Origin of the sequence: Shewanella litoralis (assembly GCF_009828585.1) — a bacterium.
Taxonomy (GTDB): domain Bacteria; phylum Pseudomonadota; class Gammaproteobacteria; order Enterobacterales; family Shewanellaceae; genus Shewanella; species Shewanella litoralis.
On the sequence record NZ_WSRZ01000043.1, the window covers coordinates 1 to 16,138 of the forward strand.

General features: G+C 42.1%; 10 protein-coding genes and 1 tRNA gene. 6 read left to right on the plus strand and 5 right to left on the minus strand.

From position 1 onward, the window contains the following. Window positions 1–4 precede the first annotated feature (4 nt). Window positions 5–81 (plus strand) — tRNA-Asp (locus GQA99_RS19690). A gap of 1,213 nt (window positions 82–1,294) precedes the next feature. After that, window positions 1,295–3,616, plus strand: a complete 2,322-nt coding sequence (locus GQA99_RS19695; protein WP_229785976.1) for a putative bifunctional diguanylate cyclase/phosphodiesterase — start codon at window positions 1,295–1,297, stop codon at window positions 3,614–3,616. Here GQA99_RS19695 and GQA99_RS19700 read toward each other — a convergent pair. Then, entirely contained in the window at window positions 3,582–4,556 is a 975-nt protein-coding gene (locus GQA99_RS19700; protein ID WP_160056853.1) for an alpha/beta fold hydrolase, read from the minus strand. The two genes, GQA99_RS19695 and GQA99_RS19700, sit on opposite strands and share 35 nt — an antisense overlap. A gap of 57 nt (window positions 4,557–4,613) precedes the next feature. Continuing rightward, the gene (locus GQA99_RS19705; RefSeq protein ID WP_160056855.1) at window positions 4,614–6,431 is read right to left on the minus strand and encodes a DUF885 domain-containing protein; all 1,818 of its coding nucleotides are present in this window, start codon (window positions 6,429–6,431) and stop codon (window positions 4,614–4,616) included. Window positions 6,432–6,653: 222 nt separating this feature from the next. Here GQA99_RS19705 and add point away from each other — a divergent pair, with 222 nt between their 5' ends. Continuing rightward, entirely contained in the window at window positions 6,654–7,652 is a 999-nt protein-coding gene (add, locus tag GQA99_RS19710; protein WP_160056857.1) for an adenosine deaminase, read from the plus strand. A gap of 106 nt (window positions 7,653–7,758) precedes the next feature. On the opposite strand, the gene hemN is transcribed toward add, so the two are convergent. The 3 genes from hemN to GQA99_RS19725 form a co-directional block, all read right to left on the minus strand. Continuing rightward, complete coding sequence (gene hemN, locus GQA99_RS19715; protein WP_160056859.1) at window positions 7,759–9,135, minus strand: oxygen-independent coproporphyrinogen III oxidase; 1,377 nt, start codon at window positions 9,133–9,135, stop codon at window positions 7,759–7,761. A 184-nt stretch (window positions 9,136–9,319) separates the two neighbouring features. Then, window positions 9,320–10,069 carry an NRDE family protein gene (locus GQA99_RS19720; protein WP_160056861.1) on the minus strand — a complete coding sequence of 250 codons (750 nt, stop codon included), beginning with the start codon at window positions 10,067–10,069 and terminating at the stop codon, window positions 9,320–9,322. A 59-nt stretch (window positions 10,070–10,128) separates the two neighbouring features. Further along, on the minus strand, window positions 10,129–11,760 hold the full coding sequence (locus tag GQA99_RS19725) for a metal transporter (RefSeq protein ID WP_160056863.1): 1,632 nt from the start codon (window positions 11,758–11,760) through the stop codon (window positions 10,129–10,131). 251 nt (window positions 11,761–12,011) lie between these two features. Here GQA99_RS19725 and GQA99_RS19730 point away from each other — a divergent pair, with 251 nt between their 5' ends. The 3 genes from GQA99_RS19730 to GQA99_RS19740 all read left to right on the plus strand — a co-directional run bounded on the left by GQA99_RS19730 (window position 12,012) and on the right by GQA99_RS19740 (window position 15,964). Then, window positions 12,012–12,608 carry a YhgN family NAAT transporter gene (locus GQA99_RS19730; protein WP_160056865.1) on the plus strand — a complete coding sequence of 199 codons (597 nt, stop codon included), beginning with the start codon at window positions 12,012–12,014 and terminating at the stop codon, window positions 12,606–12,608. A 190-nt stretch (window positions 12,609–12,798) separates the two neighbouring features. Next, entirely contained in the window at window positions 12,799–13,110 is a 312-nt protein-coding gene (locus GQA99_RS19735) for a hypothetical protein (protein ID WP_160056867.1), read from the plus strand. Next, entirely contained in the window at window positions 13,103–15,964 is a 2,862-nt protein-coding gene (locus tag GQA99_RS19740; protein ID WP_160056869.1) for an immune inhibitor A domain-containing protein, read from the plus strand. Before GQA99_RS19735 ends, GQA99_RS19740 begins: the two co-directional genes overlap by 8 nt. Window positions 15,965–16,138 lie beyond the last annotated feature (174 nt).

A 16,138-nucleotide genomic window follows, 5' to 3' on the forward strand; every position in this document is an offset into this window, starting at 1 on the left:
TAAAGGAGCGGTAGTTCAGTTGGTTAGAATACCGGCCTGTCACGCCGGGGGTCGCGGGTTCGAGTCCCGTCCGCTCCGCCAACTTAAGATGAAGGCCTTTGCAGTAATGCAAAGGCCTTTTTCGTTTGCCCAGCGAAGCTGGCAAACCCGTCAGGTTGAAAGAAACCTGAATCACCCCGACTGAGGGGAAGATAATCCGAATGGCAAGGGCGTTGCTGGCCAACGGCAGGGTCTGAAGGAAGCCATAGGAAGTCAGAGACACACAACGTAAGTAAACCTGTTTCGGCTCATTAGGTGGGTTAGCGTGCAAAATAGCGCGAAGCCCAATACTCAGTCAGACCTAATGAGTGCTTGAGGGTGGCGTTTCTGACAGGGAGTCAGTGCAGTAATACCAATTACATTAAATATATGATCTAATTAACCGTCATTCTCTTATTGCTATATTTATGAATAATACCAATTCCATTAATTATCTGGTCATTAAGCGAGAGTTCTGTGTCTTCTAGGCAAGTAATAGAATTATAGGCATAGTTGCTCTCGGCAATTGCTCCTGCGTTGCTCTACCTCCTGCATCCATGCAGTCGTACGTCAAAATGCTATTAAGCAGCATAGACGGCACAGAAACCCGCCTTGCAGGAGGCTCTCAGACCGTTCATTTCTTTGTTGCATTGCCTTAGAAGGGAATAACCATTATTTCAACAATGCGCCTCAAACTGAACAATCTGAGTGTCTCTGATTGATCACATAATTAATGGAATTGGCATGACTCGTACCCTTCAAAGCAACGATTAGCTACAAGTCTTTCATTTTACTGGCTCTAGTGATGCAGCCTAAAATAGATCACATTCTAGTAAAGATTGGTTCAATTTAAGGCATCATTTTCACTAAACGTGCCGCTTACACATTCTATTGTGACTAAATTTTTGATTCGGTAATGATGTTAAGATTGGGAACTTTAAATACAATAGCGTAAACAGTAAAGGCTGTTAAGTTAGTGGTATTTATTTTAAAAGCCATTAATTAATAAACAATTTTTATGTTGTTTATGTGGTTACTTTTTATAACTATTCCTTTACTTACTGCTAAGATTACCGCTAGCATATATTTATCTATTTTATTGGGTGGGTTTATTTTGCCTCGGTTGCCGACACTGTCTTTGTCTGTACTTGTTCCTTTGAGTTTTTTTATCCTTTACCTTGGTTTGGTATGTGGGGAGTATTTGTATGAGCACGCAGAATTAAATGAACAGTTAGCTTTAAGACAGACCGAGCAGATCCAGAAAGATTTGTTTCGTATGCGACATGTTATCGAGTCAGCTGTGTTGACTCAGGATTTTGAGCGTATCGAACAAGAAGTTGCGCTTGTCTCGACCGAGCAAAATATGATGGTCTATGTGATTTTGGATTCATCGAGCGAAATTCAATATGCAAATCATATTATCTGGCGAGATAGCAATGCCAATAATGTGCTTGAAGGATATTCTGCGGAAAGACATCGCTCGTCTACAGCAAACAACAAACCTTATATCAACGTGAGTTTCGATCGTCTTTCAATCCAAGTCTATTATCCGCTCAATGCTAATTCTCGTTATAGTTACTCTAATGCAGCAGAGCTTGTGTACCTTGAGTATGATATTGCAAACCTATTGTCTGAAGCATCAGAGAGTTTATTAAAGAGATTTATTGAAATATGGGGTTTTGGAGCGCTAGTGCTAACGCTATTTTGTTTATTACTTCATTATGTATTAATTAGACCATTAACTCAGCTCAGCCAGGCCGCTAAAAATTTAGATGATCCTGATTTTAATAACAATATTGTCTGCATCACAACCGAGATTAACAATCTTCGAGATTATCTTAATTTAGTGAAAGGCCGTTTGTCTCGTAGCCGAAAACGTCTTAACGATGCAGAGCAGAGGTGGTTATTTGCTGTTGAGGGTGCCCGCAATGGCATTTGGGATTGGGCTATTGCCACTGGTGATGTGTTCGTGTCAGATCGTTGGAAAGAGATTTTAGGGTATCAACATTATGAGTTAGACAATGATTATTCTGTATGGGAGTCTCGTTTACATAGAGATGATAAAGAACAAGTATTAAATACTTTGCAAAATTACATCAATAAACAGCATGATGAATATGAAAGTGTTCACCGTTTACGTCACAAAGATGGTCGCTATATTTGGGTACTTGATCGTGGCAAGATTGTTGAGTGGGACGAGTTAGGCAGACCACTAAGGATTATTGGTACCATTACCGACGTGTCAGGAGATGTAAAAAATCAACGTATTTCAGTGGATAAAATTAATCATAATGGCTTAACTGATTTAATCAATAGAGAAGTTTTGGCTGATGAGCTTTATGATTTACAAGTATTTAGCCGAAAAACTGGCCAATTTTCTTCCTTGTTAATGATCAATTTAGACAATTTTAAGCTGATTAATGATGCATTAGGTAGGCAGTTAGGTGATAGATTGTTGATGCAAATAGCGGCAAGATTGTCAGGTAATTTTTCTAATGCCGGTTTAGTAGCTCGACTTGGAGCCGATGAGTTTGTCATCTTGGCTAAAAATTTGGGTAGTGAAATTGATCAAGCCAATAAACGTGCTTTAGCATTAGCGAGTGAAGTAAGGCAGCTTATTGGCCGTGGTTTTACTATTTCAGAACAAAATTTATCGATTTCTGCACGAATTGGTTTAGTGGTATTTGATGGTATTGAGTCATTAGAGCCACAAGTGTTGCTGGCTCGTGCTGATAATGCACTTGAGCAAGCTAAAGACAGTCGCTCTAATGGTTGCGCTATCTATGAGCCCCAGTTAGATAACAACCAAATTCAACCCTTTAAACTGCAAAATGAGTTAAAGCACACTATCAGTAATCAGCAAATGTCATTGGTCTATCAACCTGTTGTCGATCAGGCCGGACGACTGCACAGCGCTGAAGTACTGATGCGTTGGTACCATCCTCAGTTTGGTTTTATTAGCCCCACTAAATTTATCGCCGCCGCTGAATTAACGGACTGTATTTTTGAACTGGAACTTTGGGCGTTGGATCAGGTCATTGAAATGATTCATACCCTGCAACAAGCCAAAGCGAACGTTCCTATAATGTCGCTAAACATTTCTTCCAGGCATTTTCATCAAGATCATTTCGTGAATGTGTTAATGAGTAGAATTAATGCGGCACAGATTTCGCCAAATTTATTACAACTTGAGTTAGCTGAAGATATTTTTGTTGTAAATACCAATATTGCGAAGGCTAAAATTGCAGAGTTGCAGCGCTATGGGTTGAATATTGCTATGGATAATTTTGGTGGTGGCTCTTGCGCAGTTCATTTACTTCAAGGTATTGGTTTTTCTCAAGTGAAGCTGGCAGCTGTGTACCTAGACGAAATTGAATATAACCCTGAGAAATTCAACATCGTTAATGCTGTAGTTGATTTCGCAATAAAACTTAATTTACCAGTAGTAGCAAAACAAATAGAAAATAAACAACAGCTTAATTTACTTACACATGCAAAATGTACCTGGTTCCAGGGTTATATTATTAGTCGTCCACTCGATAAAGAAGACATGATCCAGTTAATTAAGACCCAGCTGTCTTTGAGTGTTGTGCCATAAAGTCTAAGGTATAAGACAACGCAATATTGCGCATGTTATCCGTTTCGATAAACACTTCATGAAAAGCCCCCTCAATAACCACTTTATGGCAGTGGCTGCTTAGGGCAAGGTTTTGAGCCTCATTACAAACAATGCTGTCTTTCTCTGCCTGTAAAATCAAAATGGGTGTTTGGCTATTTTTTGCATATGCTATACACCGTTGTGCAGCTGCCATGGCCTCAAGTAACCATCGATTTGTCGGCGACCCTAATTGTGCTTTTGGAGTAGCATCAAATAGTCTTCGATATTGTTGATAGCGTGGCTTACTGTGCGTTAATTGATTACGCTTAAATGCCACTGCTTGATATGCTCCGCCCCCTAATACGTATCTACTATGCACTTTTCCGTAAGCTATGTGGCTGTTATCAAACTTGTTAGCTAACCAACGCACCAGGTTTGCTGCAAATGGCAGCTTTATTCCGAGCATAGGTGCGGAAAAGATAGCAGCAGTAAATAGGCTAGGATTTTGATGTATATAGTCAGTGGCTATAGTGCACCCCATGGAATGGGCTAGCATAAATAATTCACTATGCTTTTTTGGAATGACGATTTCATTCATAAATTGGCTGAGATCGTCAGTGTAGTCACTAAATTTATCAACATAACCTTGATGAGGCTTGTGAGTCAGTCTATCAGATAGGCCTTGACCACGATGATCTAAGGCATACACACTAAAGCCCTGTTGGTATAAATCAAACATCAATTCTTTGTATTTTATATACGATTCAACGCGGCCATTACTGATGACTATCGCTTTATTATTATCTGGATGTTGAATGTAGGCATAAGCAATGCTTATGCCGTCTGGGGTACTAAAGTGGCTTTGAATTACGCCTAGCCAGAAATTGCGCTGGGCACTGGTATCTATCTTAAGTTCAGAAGAAAATTTCATGTAATGCATTGTGTATAAGCCAGCTTATTGATGTTTTGTGTGTTGTAATCGCGTTAAATATCGCGGTTACATTTGGCTGTTAGCCTTTATTAATGCTTGTTGCTGAGCGATAAACTGATCAATCATTTGCTCTAATACTGACATTGGGATAGACCCATTTTCAAGTACCGCATCATGAAATGCTCTAATATCAAAATCAGCGCCTAATGCCTGTTCTGCTTTAGCGCGTAAACGTTTAATGGTGAGCTCGCCTATTTTGTAAGATAGCGCTTGCCCTGGCCATGAAATATAACGGTCAATCTCTGTGGTGACATTATGCATTGATAGCGCGGTATTGCGGGCCATAAAATCAATAGCTTGTTGACGACTCCAGCCTTTTGCATGCATCCCAGTGTCGACAACTAGGCGGGCGGCTCGCCACATTTCGTAAGTTAAACGGCCAAAGTTACTGTATGGGTCTTGATAAAACCCGGCTTCAAGTCCGAGGTATTCTGAATATAGCCCCCAACCTTCACCAAATGCTGAAATATAGCTATAGCGTCTAAAGCTAGGCAAATCGGCTAGCTCTTTATTGAGTGATATTTGCAGATGATGGCCGGGCACCGCTTCGTGTAATGTGAGAGCTTCAAGTTCATATAAAGGGCGTTTATCTAACGCATAAGTATTGACCCAATAGTAACCAGGTTCGTCATCGCGGTTTGAGCCAGAGTAGCGTCCTGTGGTGTATTTAGGTGCTATTTCTGCAGGCACAGGGGCGATACCATAAGGCGTGCGAGGCAATTTACCAAAATATTTAGGCAGCATGGCATCGGCTTTTTTTGCAATAAAGGCGGCTTCCTTTAATAGCTCGTCAGCCGACTTTGGGTAAAACTGTGGATCGGTACGTAAAAAATGTAAAAAGTCCGCAAAGTTACCATCGAAGTTAACCTGCTGAATAATCGCCTCCATTTCGGCGCGTATTCTTGCCACTTCCTCAAGCCCAAGTTGATGGACTTGCTCGGCACTCATGTCGACAGTTGTGTAGTAATTAACTCTATTTTGATAGAACTCAGGGCCATCGGGTAGTGCTGAAGCAGCAATTTCAGTACGCGCATTGGGTATGTACTGCTCAGTCATAAAATCATAAAACTGTTGGTAAAGTGGCAATACTGTATTTGATACCAGCTCAAGACCTTGTTGGGTTAATGTCGCTTTTTCTGCGGCACTAAAGTGATCAGGATATTGAGTAAATGGTACAAAATAACCACTTTTTTCAGGTTCAACAATAAAAGCGCTTATGCTGTCTTCAAAACCATTTAACGTCACTTTTGCTGGCGTGATCCCACTGGCCATACCTTGTTTGAGCCAGTAAGTTTGTTGTGCAAAATAGCGTGGCATCAAGGCTAATTTAGCCATATATTGTTGGTAGTCTTCCATGCGACTAAACCGAGCTTTTGCAATGGAAGCAATATAGGCATGAAAGCCGCTTTCGGCGGTAATGGGTAAGTAATGATCATGAAAACGATACAGATCGACATCGTTTTGTAATTGAGCTTGCAGCATATTTGCGTTAATGATGCTTTCTTTTGATAAGTTTATACGACTTAAGTTGTTAAGTGCATCGAGTAACCTGAGTGTTTGCTGGTTTTTTTGTGCTAAAGCGTGCGGCGAAAGATCGGCAAGTTTGCTGGCGGCTTCAACATCGCCCAGGCTCGCAGCAAGTTCTGGTGAATAGGCTAAAGTCAGTGCCCAACTTTTGTTGATGATTGCCTGTAAGTCTTGTTCTGCAACTTTTTGTGAAATGGAGGTGTTATCAAGAGTCTCTGTGTTAGATTGTGGCGTCGAATTAACTTGGCAGCCTGATAAACTGAATACAAAGAGTGCTGGTAAGATAAGCAAGCGCATCAAAAGTCCTTTAGATTGGCAGTATGTATGCTGTAGTTGACTTAAGAGTATGCCCGATTTCGACATAAAAAACACATCGCAAACACAGTTGTGAATATGTTGTGACTGAATTCAGAAAAAAACAATCGTCATCAGAAATAATGTAAATACATGTTAAACTGAATACTATTCTCTGACCGACAAAATCAAACCAATGGCAGGGTAAGTTTATAGGGGTTAATTATGATAGATACAACCATTCCGCTGGTTGATTTGCATCGTCATCTAGACGGTAATGTTAACGTAAAAACCATTTGGGAATTAGGCCATCAACATGGCATTAAGTTACCCGCTAATTCGTTAGAAGAGCTTGCACCTTTTGTGCAAATTCAGGGTAAAGAAAACAACCTGGTCGATTTTTTAAAGAAGCTAGATTGGATGGTTGCTGTATTGGCTGATTTAGATGCTGTTAAGCGTGTTGCCTACGAAAACGTAGCCGATGCCGCAGCTCAAGGATTAGATTACGCAGAGCTGCGCTTTAGTCCTTACTATATGGCGATGAATCATAATTTACCCATTGAAGGTGTGGTTGAAGCGGTTATTGATGGTGTACGTGCTGGTGTTAAAGAGCACGACGTTCAAATTAACCTTATTGGTATTATGTCGCGCTCTTTTGGCCAGGAAAAATGCCGTTTAGAGTTAGAAGGCATTCTAGCGCACCGTGACAACATTGTTGCAATGGACTTGGCGGGTGACGAGCTCGGTTTCCCTGGCGACTTATTTACCGAACACTTTAAGCGTGTACGTGATGCCGGACTACAAATCACTGCACATGCTGGTGAAGCCGCGGGTGCAGAAAGTATGTGGCAAGCCATTAACGTTTTAGGTGCCACTCGTATTGGCCATGGTGTTAATGCCATTCACGATCCTAAATTAATGGAATACCTCGCTAAACATCGTATTGGTATTGAATCGTGCCCAACCAGTAATTTACATACTTCAACCGTCGCAAACTATGATGTGCATCCTCTGCGTAAATTTTTAGACGCTGGTGTGTTAATTGGTTTGAATACTGATGACCCAGGCGTGAGCGCAATTGATATCGCGCACGAGTATCGTGTGGTTAAATCAGAAATGGGCTTTAGCGATAGCCAATTGGCAACCTTGCAACGCAATGGCGTTGAGATGGCATTTTTGTCAGACAGTGAGCGTAAAGCGTTGTATGCAAGAAAAGCTAAATAGTCTTTAGTTAATACTGTAAGATTTTTGAGCTAAATCTTATAAAGGACATAATAAAATAGCCAGCAAATGCTGGCTATTTTTATGTTTAGATATTGTTAACGCTGAATTAAATCACCCGAGAAAACTGCTGTTGACGGGCTTTTTGACGATAATACACATCAAAGCACATACAGATATTACGGATGAGTAGACGACCGGTCGCACTAACGGTAAGTTTACGATCAGTTATGTCGACAAGCTTATCGTTAATAAAGGTCTGTAATAACTTCAAGTCTTCAGCAAAGTAGTCTTCAAATTGAATATCGAATGTGTTTTCAATTTTGGCCATATCTAAGTCAAAGTGACAAATAATTTGTTTAATGACTGCACGGCGGATTTCATCATCGCGGTTTAAGCTACAGCCTTTCCAAAGCGCATGACCATTAGCGTCAATTGACTCGTAGTAAGGGCGAATGTCTTTTTGGTTTTGTGCATAACAATCGCCAATTTGGCTGATCGATGAAACACCTAAACCTAATAAATCACATTCTTCTTGAGTGGTATAACCTTGGAAGTTACGGTGTAGCTTGCCGGCATTTTGTAATTTAGCTAATTCATCGGTTGGCTTTGCAAAGTGGTCCATACCAATAAACTGATAACCGGCACCCGTCAACGACTCAATGGTTTGATGCAACATATCAAGTTTTTGTTGTGGTGATGGCATATCGACATCTTTAATTTTACGCTGCGCGGCAAAACGTGATGGCAAATGTGCATAGTTAAATACCGATAAACGGTCTGGCGATAATTCAATAATACGCGCAATAGTTTTAGCAAAGGTTTCTGGTGTTTGTAGCGGTAAACCATAAATAAGGTCAACGTTAGTTGATACAAACCCTAGTGCTTTTGCTTTGGCTATTAAATCGAAAATAAATTGTTCGTCCTGTTCGCGATTTACCGCTACTTGAACATCTTTATTAAAATCTTGTACACCAATAGATACACGGTTAAAACCGGCTTCTTTTAATGTGTCTAACATACTCAGCTCAATCTCACGCGGATCGACTTCGATTGAGTATTCACCCACTTCAGCAAAGTTAAAGTGTTCTTTAATCAATGCCGTTAACTTAAGAATTTGCTCTGGGCTTAAGAAGGTTGGTGTACCGCCGCCCCAATGCATTTGGGTTACAGTGTAATTTTTGAATAGCGGTGCGCGCTTAACAATCTCAGCGGCTAAATATTCAATATATTGGTCTGCTTTGTGGGCATGACGAGTAATAATTTTATTACATCCACAGTAGTAGCAGAGCTTGGCACAAAAAGGAATATGCACATACAGCGACAATTTGTCTGTTTTACTGTTTTTAATCGATGTCAGTAAATCTTGTTCAGTAAAGGCGTCATCGAATTCTAATGCGGTCGGGTAAGAAGTATAACGGGGACCGCTGTAATTGTATTTTTCGATCATCGACTGATCCCAACTAATCTGAGTGGGCTGCTTCAAGGCGTGTCCTCCGGGGGTAAATTAGCAACAGGCGAAGTATGCAATGTTCACAAACAAATTAACTTGATCTAGGTTGTAAAAATGAATGTTGCCTGTTCAAACTCAGGCACATTAGTCATTACTGATATGGGATTTTATGAATAATGAGGCACTCGTCACAGTCTGCTGCGCTGAAATATTGAAGTTAACCGAGGGTAAACCGCTGTGAACCTAAATTGCGTGCTTTACCGTCATAGCGAGTTTCAGAAAACGTGATTTGACCATTGCGGTGTTTGAGCATAATGCTGGTTGAGCGGGTACCGTATTCGTCATGCTGAATAAAAATTGATGAGAGTCTTCTTTCCCATTCAAGGCTAACACCTGTTTTAGGCAGTGCATGATCTTCAGGTTGCGAGGTGTCGAGCATTAATGCGCGTAAAGCTTCAATATCTGGTTCAGCAGTTTGATTAATATAACGCTGTAGTGCTTGTTGTCCTTTGGCCATTTTGGGCCACACATCATCTAAAGCACCATTACTCACAGCATGAAAGCCCGATGATAGTTTGGTGGTTTGTAAGGTTTTACTGTTGAAGCAATAAAGCCCATCGTGCTGTTGGAACACAAGATTGAAGGGGTTGTAGTTAATGGCGTGCTCGCTAAGCCATTGAGGGGTTATCTCGTCGGTGCACAAAGCATTAACCACAAGCTCACCACGGCTGCGGACGCCATCTTGCTGGTCCAGCACTCTTATATTGGTTAAGCCTGAAAACTGCCCAAGTTCATTTACCCCAAGCCAAGTGCCGCCTGCTTGTCTGTCTTGGCCAGCATAAATCGCTGGCGTAGTTGCCCAGCGATAAGCGGGTTCTGTGGCTCTATGATGAAATTCATCACGGTTGGCGCATACTATCAGTGGGTAATCTGGGTGAGTATCAATGGCAACAAACAAAATGCACATGGGGTGTCTCGTTTAAGGACGATAACCCCATCATAACCATAAATTAATCGATTTACTGATTATTTGTGCTGATGATCATTGTTCGTTGTATGGGCGTCACTATGCGAATGTTCATTATTATGATTATGGTTGTTACTGTGGCCATGACCAGTATCATGTCCATGGCCTTTAGCGTGGTCATGGTGATGAGGCGCCGTTTTTATATTGGTCATAAGGCGACTTAAAAACTGTCGCGGCCCCAATCTAAGTAAACTGGCTCCAAACAATAAGATGATAGCGATTAAGCCGATAATATTTATCGAATCGGGTAAATGTAGAGTGTTTGTTGAACCCAATGTCACTTTATCTGCCACCATTAAGCCCGCTAACAAAATACCGCCTAACATCAAACCTTGTTTCCAATTCATCAGTTTTAACTGACCAATACTGACTACTGGCGCTGCGAGTAGGGTAAATGCGACAGCTATTTCGCTCCAACCGCTGTATGCAAGCGCCAAAGCTAAAATAACCGTACCTAGGTTACAAAAACGCATCGGTAAAAAGACTAACAATAAAATAAACACCTGCAGCGCAGGGTTTTCTAATGGAACCGAAGGGTGACCTATTAAATTGGCTAACACTAAACTCAGTATAATCCACGGCGCGCTTCTATCGACTAATTGACCAAAACCAAAACGCCAAGCCGAATCAGGTAAAGCAGGATGTGGATCGGTAATCTTAACTTGAGTTATTGTCATCAATATACCAATCGCGAGTAATCCCAGTGTTTGGTATAAAGCAAACCACGGCCCCAGCAATAACAGGGTAACCAATAAGGCTTCTGGCCCCGCAAGGCGTTGTAGCCAACGTAATCCTAATGAAGCGTGTGACGGACGTAAACCCAGTGCGAAACGTGATGTCGCGATAACGTAACTGGCTAATAAAATAGGTGAAATGGTTAATAACCAACTCACAAATTGTTCAGAACCATGGTCTTGATGCGCATGCTCATGACCACCGGTATCCATCAACAATAATAACGCCAATAAACCTAAGCCCAATAAACTGCCAATACCCGCTTGATACTGATATTGACCTTGCTTGTCTTCTTGTTGGTGGCCATGAGGTTGATGAAGCACTACATGCAAGATAGAACCAGTAACAAAGGCTTGCAGGTAAACAGTATTCTCTAAACTCAATTGAGTCAGTAAGTGCTCACCAGCAAAGTAGCCTACCGCGGTTAATACCATCATTGCAGCTAATACAGCACTCGCCCAGCGCGTCCCAACCTGAGGTTTTAATAACCACCAAATCGCAACTCCCACTGGTAAGCGGTGCATAATCACGCCTAGCGCAAGCAGGGTTGAGTTGCCTTCTTGTTGTGCAAGCACCATTGCACCACCATCAGTAATGGTGTGCAGCAACAGCCCGCCAATGCCGAGGGTTAGGGTAATGTTGTGAGTAATATCGGAGTAGCGATGAAAAAGTTTTTCGCTGGCGGTAGGGCCCCAAACACCGAGTAACACAAAAAACAACGTGATAAATCCGCCGTGTTCAAGTAGTTCTGGCAAAATATGGATGAGCACTAGCCCGCCAAGCGAGACGAATATAAACCCGTCTAAGCCTTTTTGTAGTCCACTTCCCGATGAAAAATAGCGGTAAAAAAGTGGCCCAAATAATAATGCGATACAACTAGCGATGAGATAGAGCATGTTATCCAAGAGTTCAATCGAAAAAAAACGATGCAGTATAACATTTTTCATTTCTGTTGTAGCGTGTGAATATCTCAAGCAGACAAATTTACTTTAAATAGACAATGTTCAATAGCTTGTTAGCCCTCGTTAGAGTGGGCAGCAGCACTTTGGGCGCAGATTAAACGAATATCTAAGTCATGGCGTCGATTATTGTGACGGTTTAGGTATACAATGTCGCCATTGTTTTACAAATTAAAAGATTGTTGTCCATGGATATTTTTTCTGCTGCAGTGATGTTATTTTTGATTATGGATCCACTCGGTAACTTACCGATTTTTGCTTCCATATTACGCCACATTGATCCTAAAAAGCGCCGCAGAGTATTAATCCGTGAATTGATATTTGCGTTAATTATCATGCTGTCATTCTTGTACGCGGGTGAGGCGATATTGAACTTCCTTAATCTGCGCTCCGAGTCGGTTAGTATTGCCGGCGGAATTATTCTATTTTTAATCGCGATTAAAATGATTTTTCCATCACCAGGTGGTGTTGCTGGCTTAGCTGCGGGCGAAGAACCCTTTATCGTGCCGATGGCCATTCCATTAATGGCAGGGCCGTCTATTTTAGCGGCATTAATCTTATTAGCGCACACCGACAGCAATCGTATGGTTGATTGGACTATTGCATTGGTTGGGGCTTGGGCGCTAAGTGCCTTTATTTTAATGTTTTATAAAGTGTTCACTCGCATACTAGGTGAAAAAGGCCTCACCGCTGTTGAACGTTTAATGGGCATGGTTTTGGTGATGATTTCAGTGCAAATGCTGCTCGATGGTATTTCAAATTATATTAACCACACCACAAGTTAACCTAATCGACTGTAATCACTTTTTGAAACCGACTTTGATGAGTCGGTTTTTTGTTTTATAGCGCGCTAACAAGACGTTATTTATTATTTATTAATCGAACGGTCACATTTACATTAAAGAATGTCTAACTTTAATTGTAACCCTATAGTTGCAGCTGTTAATGTCATGTAATTATTGTTTGGGGTGCTTTATGAAGTCTATTTTCTTCGTGTTGGGACTTGCCATATTGAGTGTGCAAGGGTGCCAACATCAATCAACAACAGAGTCTGCACCTGTTGCGGTCGCCACAAAACCATTAATTAAAGACTGTGGCCCGAGTGGCATGCCACCGATCCGCGATCGCAGTAAATTAATAGAAAACCTGCGTGCTAAAGGCGTAATAACGGACGATATGGATCAAGCACAAATCGATAAAACCGTTGCCGATTATATTACTAAGCGCCAAAAAGCATTTGAAAAATGCCACAAACCTACCCCCAATACAGGTAAGTCAAATGAGTAAGTTAACTAAATATCAAGGTTTTGCCATCTCTACTTTATTGTTGGCATGTTGTAGTTCTGTAGCACTTGCGGCTCCGCAAACGGGCACGCCAGCAGACGGCGCACTGATAAATGAGCAGCAAGTACTGTATTGGTTGATTAAACGTGGTGAGCTGGCAGCCGATGCAACAGAACAAGAAAAACAAGCCGCCATTGATGCTTTTGTTAGCCGTGGTCGTGACGCAAAATTTAAACCTGCGGCGATTGAAGTCAAAGCTGAACAAATGCGCTTTAAACAAGCTGCGCAAAAAAGCACTAAAAGTGCCCAGTATGTCTCAGTGAATAATAAAGTGCAGGCTGACCAAGACATAACTAAAACAGTCAAAGTGTTGGCTGTGCTGGTGGATTTTCCTGATTTACCCCACGATGCCAATCAACTGACGATTGGCGATACCGACATGTACTACAGCAGTTATCCGGCATCGCATTATCAACAATTGCTGTTTTCTGAAACCGGTTTTGCTGGTCCCAATAGCCAAACGTTGCAATCGGCATATCAATATTTTCAGGCCGCATCGGGCAATAGTTTTTATTTTACTGGCCAGGTACAAGATTGGGTAACCGCAGATAACAACGCCGCATACTATGGTGGCAATAATGAGGATGAAGACGACAAAGCAGTACCTGAGTTAGTGAAAGAGGCCGTTGTTAAAGCCGTAGCGAGCATGAGTGATGCTGAACTCAAGAGTTATGATATTGAAGACCCATACGATTTAGATGGCGATGGCAATTACGATGAAGCCGACGGCATTATTGACCATGTGATGCTGTTTCACTCAAGTATTGGTGAAGAAGCCGGTGGTGGTATTTTAGGTGAGGATGCGATTTGGTCGCATAGATACTATGTCGATTCCGCCACCAATGGTTATAGCATTCCTGGCCGAGGCCTAAAGGTGTTTGGTTATACCGTGCAGCCCATTGATTCTGCCGCGGGGGTCTGTACCCATGAGTTTGGCCATGATTTAGGTCTACCCGACGAATATGACACCACTAATCTGGGCGATGGTTCACCCGTTGGCGAATGGTCGTTGATGTCTGGTGGTAGTTGGACTGGGAGTATTGCAGGTTCTCAACCCAGTGGTTTTAGTCCTTATGCGAAGTCTTATTTACAGCAAAAATACAAAGGTAAATGGGTTAACGAGCAACATGTTTCGTTAGCCGATTTAACCAGTAGCGGTACATCCGTACAGCTCAATCAGGCAACTAATACTGACGCAGTAAATCAATTATCGATAGCGCTACCTGCGCAAGGCGTACCGTTTAAAGCTCCTTTCACAGGGGAGTATCAGTATTATTCAGGCCAAGGCAATATGCTCAATAATGCCATGTCTTTTGATGTGACATTACCGTTAGATACGCCGCTTGCATTAACCTTTAAAGCGCATTGGGACATTGAAGAAGATTTTGACTATGTACAGGTGCTCGTCGACAGTGTCGCGATTGAAGGTAACTATACTAGTAACAATAATACGGTTTATCCGACAGTAAAAAACTTCATTAGTGGTCAGTCTGGCGACATAGCCACGTCAACAGGGGCAGACAACTGGGTTGATTTACGTTTTGACCTCAGCGTCTATGCCGGCCGTAATGTACAAATCAGCGTGGTATACAAAACCGATGAAGCCGTGGGCGAGTACGGTATGGCAATTGATGATATTCAGCTCACTAATCAAGGGAGTGCTTTTTATGTCGATGGTGCTGAAGCTAGCGATGTAGCAACCTTAGCTGGGTTTACTCGAATAGATGACAGTCTTCCAGGTCAAGCGAGGCGCTACATTGTGCAATTACGAAGCCACCAGGGCATTGATGCTGGGTTGGCTTACAGCAAATACGTACCAGGCGTTTTATTGTGGTTAGAAAACTTTAACCAGTACGATAACAACGTATCTGAGCATCCTGGAGAAGGATTAATTGGTGTTATTGATGCCGACCAAAATCTAATTGGCACCAGAGCTACTGAGGTTCAGGTTCGCGATGCAGCTTTTAGCTTATATGCTCAAAGTACGTATTCTGGTGACACTCATTTAGATGCCGAGTCATTATTTGATGACAGCCGCGATTACAGTGCTCCACTTAAGCCGCAAGCCGGGATGATTGTTCCTGAATTAGGGTTAACAATGCTTGTCACTGAGCAAGCCAGCGACAGCAGTAGTGCAACGGTTGAGTTTGCGTTAGCCGATGGTAGTATTTTGCCAGAGGTAAACCTAACGGCAGACATTGCGGCTGAGGTCATAGGGGCAAAAGTCAGTTTTAGTGCCACAGTGAGTGGCGGTAGCGGTTATACCTATGCATGGTCATTTGGCGTAAGTAACGCCACCAGTACTGCCAGCGCACCTAGTTATACCTACGCGGCATCTGGAGATTATGAGGTCAGAGTCGTAGTGACAGACAGTGCTGGCAATACGGTTACCGCAACTAAAACAGTAAGGGTTGTTATTGCGCCAGTGGCTGCATTTACTTTACTTCAAACTGATGCAAGTGTCAGTGTGACAGACGGTTCAACCCAAGGCTTTGGTGAGCTCACATACCTATGGAACTTTGGTGATGGCAGCGCTTCAAATACAACACAAAATCCAAGCCATACTTACACTCAAAGTGGCACTTATGCCGTAACTTTAGTGGTGACCGACTCGTTAGGTAATGAGTCAACGGCTAGTCAAAATGTGACTATTACGCTTGCTAGCACGCCTACCACCACTACGCCAACAGAGACCACCTCTACTGACAGTAGCAGTGGTGGCGGTAGTTTAGGTTGGTTAAGTATGATGCTGCTGGCACTTGTTGGTGGATACCGTAAGCGGACTAAAACAGTTTAACTATTAGGTTGTCTACACTACCCATAAAAAGCCCATTACTATATATAATGGGCTTAATTAGATGGTCCGCCTCACCCCTAAGCTAAGCTAAACTTAGGGTAGGCTAATCAAAGAGGCGAACCATCATGACTACTATTAAAGTAATTGGGATCGATTTAGGCAAATCTTCTTTTC